7 protein-coding genes are annotated in these 7,131 nt (G+C 64.9%); 2 read left to right on the forward strand and 5 right to left on the reverse strand.

Annotation, left to right across the window (positions count from 1 at the left end):
* Positions 1–607: 607 nt before the first annotated feature.
* The 5 genes from ACN6NG_RS00005 to def are packed head-to-tail and all read right to left on the reverse strand — an operon-like array spanning position 608 to position 5,131.
* Positions 608–916 carry a tetratricopeptide repeat protein gene (locus ACN6NG_RS00005; RefSeq protein WP_474312690.1) on the reverse strand — a complete coding sequence of 103 codons (309 nt, stop codon included), beginning with the start codon at positions 914–916 and terminating at the stop codon, positions 608–610.
* 11 nt (positions 917–927) lie between these two features.
* Positions 928–2,301: a Trk system potassium transporter TrkA gene (gene trkA / locus ACN6NG_RS00010; protein WP_063422582.1), complete on the reverse strand. Its 1,374-nt coding sequence runs from the start codon at positions 2,299–2,301 to the stop codon at positions 928–930.
* A gap of 23 nt (positions 2,302–2,324) precedes the next feature.
* A complete protein-coding gene (rsmB, locus tag ACN6NG_RS00015; RefSeq protein WP_063422583.1) occupies positions 2,325–3,635 on the reverse strand; it encodes a 16S rRNA (cytosine(967)-C(5))-methyltransferase RsmB in 1,311 nt (436 codons plus the stop codon).
* On the reverse strand, positions 3,632–4,564 hold the full coding sequence (fmt, locus tag ACN6NG_RS00020) for a methionyl-tRNA formyltransferase (RefSeq protein WP_063422584.1): 933 nt from the start codon (positions 4,562–4,564) through the stop codon (positions 3,632–3,634). The genes rsmB and fmt overlap by 4 nt, the downstream gene beginning before the upstream one ends.
* Before the next feature lie 60 nt (positions 4,565–4,624).
* On the reverse strand, positions 4,625–5,131 hold the full coding sequence (def, locus tag ACN6NG_RS00025) for a peptide deformylase (RefSeq protein WP_016497369.1): 507 nt from the start codon (positions 5,129–5,131) through the stop codon (positions 4,625–4,627).
* 206 nt (positions 5,132–5,337) lie between these two features.
* Between def and dprA the strand changes: the two genes are divergently transcribed.
* Together dprA and tsaC are read left to right on the forward strand one after the other, a co-directional pair.
* On the forward strand, positions 5,338–6,435 hold the full coding sequence (gene dprA, locus ACN6NG_RS00030; protein ID WP_353457490.1) for a DNA-processing protein DprA: 1,098 nt from the start codon (positions 5,338–5,340) through the stop codon (positions 6,433–6,435).
* Between the two features lie 42 nt (positions 6,436–6,477).
* The gene (gene tsaC / locus ACN6NG_RS00035; protein ID WP_011953122.1) at positions 6,478–7,035 is read left to right on the forward strand and encodes an L-threonylcarbamoyladenylate synthase type 1 TsaC; all 558 of its coding nucleotides are present in this window, start codon (positions 6,478–6,480) and stop codon (positions 7,033–7,035) included.
* Positions 7,036–7,131: the final 96 nt, after the last annotated feature.

A 7,131-nucleotide genomic window follows, 5' to 3' on the forward strand; every position in this document is an offset into this window, starting at 1 on the left:
CGGCGATGGGCTCCCACCTTGACCGTGCCGGCCCGAGCTCATGCTTTCGGCTTAGACAAGCTCTGGCTTGTAAAAGGCCCATGGGCTTGCTCGGCACCTGTCGGAGCTGGCTTGCCGGCGATGGGCTCCCACCTTGACCGTGCCGGCCCGAGCTCATGCTTCCGCCTTAGACAATCTCTGGCTTGTAAAAGGCCCATGGGCTTGCTCGGCCCCTGTGGGAGCTGGCTTGCCGGCGATGGGCTCCCACCTTGACCGTGCCGGCCCGAGCTCATGCTTTCGGCTTAGACAAGCTCTGGCTTGTACAAAGCCCATGGGTTTGCTCGGCCCCTGTGGGAGCTGGCTTGCCGGCGATGGGCTCCCACCTTGACCGTGCCGGCCCGAGCTCATGCTTCCGCCTTAGACAATCTCTGGCTTGTAAAAGGCCCATGGGTTTGCTCGGCCCCTGTGGGAGCTGGCTTGCCGGCGATGGGCTCCCACCTTGACCGTGCCGGCCCGAGCTCATGCTTTCGGCTTAGACAAGCTCTGGCTTGTACAAAGCCCATGGGTTTGCTCGGCCCCTGTGGGAGCTGGCTTGCCGGCGATGGGCTGCAAAGCAGCCCCGGCAATTTCAGACCTTGTTGAGTTTCTTCAGGAACACTGTCATCTCTTTCTCGGCCTGCTTGTCCCCATGGGCCTGCGCCGCCAGGATCCCGTCTTCCCAGGCCTTGCGCGCCGCCGCCAGGTCACCCTGCAACTGATGCGCCTTGCCCAGCAGCTTCCACGCCGCGGAATACTTGGGATCCTGCTCCACACACCGTGCCAGGTGCACCGCCGCTTCAGCGCCGTTGCCTTCATCCAGCCAAGCTTTCCCCAGCCCGAACCGCAGCAATGGGTTATCCACACCCTTGGCCAGCATCTTCTCCAGCGATTCGCGCATGCCTTCTTCTCCTAGAAGAAACTCAAGCCGACGTGGAACAGTTTCTCCACATCCCGGATTTGTTTTTTATCCACAACGAACAGGATCACATGGTCCCCCGATTCGATCACGGTGGCGTCGTGGGCGATCATCACTTCTTCGTCGCGGATGATGGCGCCGATGGTGGTACCCGGTGGCAGGGCGATGTCTTCGATGGCCTTGCCCACAACCTTGCTCGACTTCGAATCCCCGTGCGCCACCGCCTCGATGGCCTCGGCCGCACCACGGCGCAGCGAGTGCACGCTGACAATGTCGCCCCGGCGCACGTGCGCAAGCAGGGTGCCGATGGTGGCCAGTTGCGGGCTGATGGCGATGTCGATATCACCGCCCTGCACCAGGTCGACATAGGCCGGGTTGTTGATGATGGTCATTACCTTGCCTGCGCCCAGGCGCTTGGCCAGCAGCGACGACATGATGTTGGCTTCGTCATCGTTGGTCAGGGCCAGGAAAATGTCGGCGTCGGCGATGTTCTCTTCGAGCATCAGGTCCTTGTCCGAGGCGCTGCCCTGCAGTACCACAGTGCTTTCCAGGGTATCGGAGAGGTGTCGGCAGCGGGCCGGGTTCATCTCGATGATCTTCACCTGGTAGCGGCTCTCGATGGCTTCGGCCAGGCGCTCGCCGATCTGCCCGCCGCCGGCGATGACGATGCGCTTGTTGGTCTCGTCGATGCGGCGCAGCTCGCCCATCACGGCGCGGATGTCCTTCTTGGCGGCGATGAAGAACACTTCGTCGTCAGCCTCGATCACGGTGTCGCCACGCGGGGTGATCGGCCGGTCGCGGCGGAAGATGGCCGCCACGCGGGTGTCGACGTTGGGCATGTGCGCACGGATCTGGCGCAGTTGCTGGCCGACCAGCGGGCCGCCGTAGTAGGCCTTCACCGCTACCAGCTGGGCCTTGCCTTCGGCGAAGTCGATCACCTGCAGCGAGCCTGGGTGCTCGATCAGGCGCTTGATGTAGTTGGTCACGACTTGCTCTGGGCTGATCAGCACATCCACCGGGATATGGTCGTTGTGAAACAGCTCTTCCCGGGTGAGGTAAGCCGACTCGCGCACCCGGGCGATCTTGGTCGGGGTGTGGAACAGCGAATAGGCCACCTGGCAGGCGACCATGTTGGTTTCGTCGCTGTTGGTCACTGCCACCAGCATGTCGGCGTCATCGGCACCGGCCTGACGCAGCACCGTCGGCAGCGAGCCACGGCCCTGCACGGTGCGGATGTCCAGGCGGTCACCGAGGTCGCGCAAGCGCTCGCCATCGGTGTCGACCACGGTGATGTCGTTCGCTTCGCTGGCCAAATGCTCTGCCAGCGTACCGCCTACCTGGCCTGCGCCGAGGATGATGATCTTCATCCGCTACTCCCTACCGTTTGTACTTATCCGCGAGAGGCGGCGATCTTGATCAGCTTGGCATAGTAGAAGCCGTCGTGGCCGCCTTCCTGGGCCAGCAACTGGCGGCCGTGGGGCTGGCGCAGGCCGGCCTCGGTGGCCAGGTCCAGCTCACGGGCGCCTGGGGTGCGGGCAAGGAAGGCGCCTACCACTTCGGTGTTCTCGGTCGGCAGGCTGGAGCAGGTGGCGTACAGCAGCATGCCGCCTACTTCCAGGGTCGGCCACAGGGCGTCAAGCAGCTCGCCCTGCAGCGCTGCCAGTGCCGGGATGTCGTCGGCCTGGCGGGTCAGCTTGATGTCCGGGTGGCGGCGGATCACGCCGGTGGCCGAACACGGCGCGTCGAGCAGGATGCGCTGGAACGGCTTGCCGTCCCACCAGCTGGCTGTGTCGCGGGCATCGCAGGCGATCAGCTCGGCGTCCAGTTGCAGGCGGTCGAGGTTCTCGCGCACGCGGGTCAGGCGCTTGGCTTCGAGGTCGATGGCCACCATCTGCGCCAGGCCGGCTTCGGCCTCCAGAAGGTGGCAGGTTTTGCCACCCGGGGCGCAACAGGCGTCCAGCACGCGCTGGCCAGGGGCCAGTTCGAGCAGGTCGGCGGACAGCTGCGCGGCTTCGTCCTGTACGCTCACCCAGCCCTCGGCAAAGCCTGGCAGGCCGCGCACGTCGCAGGCCTCGGCCAGCACGATGCCGTCACGGCTGTACTGGCAGGCGCTGGCGGCAATGCCCGCTTCGGCCAGTAGTGCCAGGTAGGCATCGCGGCTGTGGTGACGGCGGTTGACCCGCAGGATCATCGGCGGGTGGGCGTTGTTGGCGGCGCAAATGGCTTCCCACTGCTCCGGCCAGAAGGCTTTCAGCGCCTTCTGCAGCCAGCGCGGGTGGGCAGTGCGTACCACTGGGTCGCGCTCCATGCCGGCGAGCAGTTCTTCACCTTCGCGCTGGGCGCGGCGCAGCACGGCATTGAGCAGGCCCTTGGCCCACGGCTTTTTCAGCTTGTCGGCACAGCCCACGGTTTCGCCGATGGCGGCGTGGGCCGGAATGCGGGTGTAGAACAACTGGTACAGGCCGACCAGCAGCAGCGCCTGCACATCGGCGTCGGCGGCCTTGAAAGGCTTTTGCAGCAGTTGCGCGGCCAGCAGGTCGAGGCGCGGCTGCCAGCGTGCGGTGCCGAACGCCAGGTCCTGGGTCAGGCCACGGTCGCGTTCATCAACCTTGTCCAGTTGTGCCGGCAGCGAGCTGTTCAGCGAGGCCTTGCCACTGAGCACAGCGGCAAGGGCACGGGCGGCGGCGAGACGTGGGTTCATTGGCCCAGCACCTTGCCGACGGCGAACTTCTCGCGGCGGCTGTTGAACAGGTCGCTGAAGTTAAGCGCCTTGCCGCCGGGCAATTGCAGGCGGGTCAGGCTCAGCGCCTGATCACCGCAGGCAACGACGAGGCCGTCCTTGCTGGCGGACAGGATTTCGCCCGGGGCGCCCCGGCCTGTGGACAAGTTGGCGCCCAGCACCTTCACGCTTTCACCATCGAGGGTGCTGTGGCACACCGGCCACGGGTTGAAGGCGCGGATCAGGCGCTCCAGCTCAACGGCCGGGCGGCTCCAGTCGATGCGCGCCTCGTCCTTGTTCAGCTTGTGTGCGTAGGTGGCCAGGGCATCGTCCTGCACTTCACCGTGCAGCGACCCGTCGGCCAGGCCGGCGATGGCCTGTACCACGGCGGGCGGGCCCATTTCGGCCAGGCGGTCGTGCAAGGTGCCGCCGGTGTCATCGGCGCTGATGGGGGTGACTACCTTGAGCAGCATCGGGCCGGTGTCCAGGCCAGCTTCCATGCGCATCACGGTTACCCCGCTCTCGGCGTCGCCGGCTTCCACGGCGCGCTGGATCGGCGCCGCACCGCGCCAGCGTGGCAGCAGGGAGGCGTGGCTGTTAATGCAGCCCAGGCGCGGGATATCCAGCACTGCCTGCGGCAGGATCAGGCCGTAGGCGACCACCACCATCAGGTCTGGCTTCAGCGCGGCCAGTTCGGCCTGTGCATCGGCGTTGCGCAGGGTCTGCGGCTGGAACACCGGGATGTCATGGGCGACGGCCAGTGCCTTGACCGCACTTGGCATCAGCTTCTGGCCACGGCCGGCCGGGCGGTCGGGCTGGGTGTAGACGGCCACGATCTCGTAAGGGCTGTCGAGCAGGGCCTTGAGGTGTTCGGCGGCAAACTCTGGAGTGCCTGCAAAGACGATGCGCATGGAGTTCTCGCTTCAAAATAGAAAAAGGCTTGCCGGAGCAAGCCTTCAGGAAGGTGGGGATCAGGCTTGCTGGCGGTGCTGCTTTTCCAGCTTCTTCTTGATCCGGTCGCGCTTGAGCTGCGACAGGTAGTCAACGAACAGCTTGCCGTTGAGGTGATCGAATTCGTGCTGCACGCACACCGCCAGCAGGCCTTCGCATTCCAGCTCGTACGGCTTGCCGTCGCGGTCCTGGGCCTTGACCCGTACACGCAGCGGGCGGTCGACGTTCTCGTAGAAGCCGGGCACCGACAGGCAGCCTTCCTGGTACTGGCCCATGTCGTGGGTCAGTTCTTCGACCGTAGGGTTGATGAAGACGCGCGGCTCGCTGCGGTCTTCGCTGAGGTCCATGACCACGACCTGCAGGTGCACGTTGACCTGGGTGGCGGCCAGTCCGATACCAGGGGCTTCGTACATGGTTTCAAACATGTCGTCGATCAGCTGACGCAGGGCGTCGTCGAACTCCGTCACCGGTTTGGCGATAGTGCGCAGGCGCGGGTCCGGGAATTCGAGAATGTTCAAGATGGCCATAAGGTCAGGCAGTCACTGTGCGTTCGGTTGAAAACTGAGCACACATAATAAAGGGAAACGGGGATTTCGGCACCTGGCAAGCTCGTCTAGGGTGTCTATGGGCTTGATAGCCCCCAGCCAATGGACAGGTTTTCAAAGTGTTACTCACAGAGTTATCCACAGGTTGTGCCACGTAGATGGCCCTGTTTCGATCAAGGACGATCCCCATGCCCAGTTACCATTCGTCGCTCTGCCCGCCTGCCGAACTGGAGGCGCGATTACGCCTGCATCGCTTGCCCGAGACAGGATTGCGACGTTTTCGCACCTTGCTGGATGCGTTCGGCAGCGCCTCTAGTGCGCTTAGCGCTCCCGGTTCGGCCTGGCGAGCGTTGGGCATCCCCCAAGCCACCATCGATGCCCGGCGCAGTGCCGAGGTACGCGAGGGCGCGCTCGCCGCAATGGCCTGGTTAGAGCGCCCCGGCCAGCATTTGCTGATGTGGGACGGCCCTGGCTACCCAGCGTTGCTGGCAGAAATCGACGATGCCCCGCCGCTGCTTTTCGTTGCCGGCGACCGGGCCTTGCTCGACCGCCCTCAGCTGGCGATTGTGGGCAGCAGACGTGCCACACCCCCCGCGCTCGACACCGCCCGGGCATTTTCCCGCTACCTTGCGCAGGCTGGTTTCACCATTACCAGCGGGCTTGCGGTGGGTGTCGACGGTGCCGCTCATCGGGCCGCGTTGCAGGCCGGTGGGTGCACGATTGCCGTGCTCGGTACGGGGCTGCAAAAACTTTATCCACAGCGCCATCAAGAGCTTGCGCAGGCGATGATCGACAACGGCAGTGCGCTGGTTTCCGAGTATCCGCTGGACGCCGGGCCACTGCCCGGCAACTTCCCACGGCGCAACCGCATCATCAGCGGCTTGTCGCTGGGCGTGCTGGTGGTCGAGGCCAGCTTGGCCAGTGGCTCGCTCATCACTGCGCGCCTGGCGGCCGAGCAAGGCCGCGAGGTGTACGCCATTCCGGGTTCCATTCACCACCCGGGGGCCAAGGGCTGTCACCAGCTGATCCGTGACGGGGCGCTGCTGGTGGAAACGGTGGAGCAGATCCTGGAAAGCCTGAAGGGTTGGCAGAACCTGCCGCCTGCAGTTGTGGACAGGTTCGACCATCCCCTGCTTGCCCTGCTGCATGCAGCGCCTCAAACCAGCGAAAGCCTCGCACACTGCAGCGAGCTGCCGCTGGCCGAAGTGTTGGCGCAGCTGACCGAGCTGGAGCTGGAAGGCCGGGTAAGCAATGAAGCCGGGCGTTGGTTTGCCCGCGCGGGCTAAGTACACTGCGCACAAGCAAGGTATTCAGGCGGAGAAACAGCAATGGTGAGCAGTTTTCGTGTGCAACAAGCCGCACGTGAGATCCGGGCGGGCGCAGTAATCGCCTACCCGACGGAAGCGGTCTGGGGCCTGGGCTGCGACCCATGGAACGAGGACGCGGTGTATCGCCTGCTGGCGCTGAAGTCGCGGCCTGTGGATAAAGGGCTGATCCTGATCGCTGACAACATCCGCCAGTTCGACTTCCTGTTCGAGGACTTCCCCGAAGACTGGATCGACCGCATGGGCAGCACCTGGCCGGGGCCGAATACCTGGCTGGTGCCGCACCAGGACCTGCTGCCCGAGTGGGTGACCGGTCAGCATGACACGGTGGCGCTGCGCGTCAGTGACCACCCGGTGGTGCGTGAACTGTGCGCACTGGTGGGGCCGCTGATTTCCACCTCGTGCAACCCCGGCGGGCGCCCGGCAGCGAAGACCCGGTTGCGGGTTGAGCAGTACTTCCATGGGCAGTTGGACCTGGTGCTTGGCGGGGCGCTGGGGGGGCGGAAGAACCCGAGTGTGATTCGCAACCTGGCAACCGGCGAGGTTGTGCGCCCGGGCTGATACCGCTGGCGAGGGCTTCGCCCTCGATCGCCGGCAAGCCAGCTCCCACAGGTACTGCACATGGCTTGAAGCCGGTGCGGTCGGTGTGGGAGCTGG

This window comes from Pseudomonas sp. TSO6, assembly GCF_056098905.1.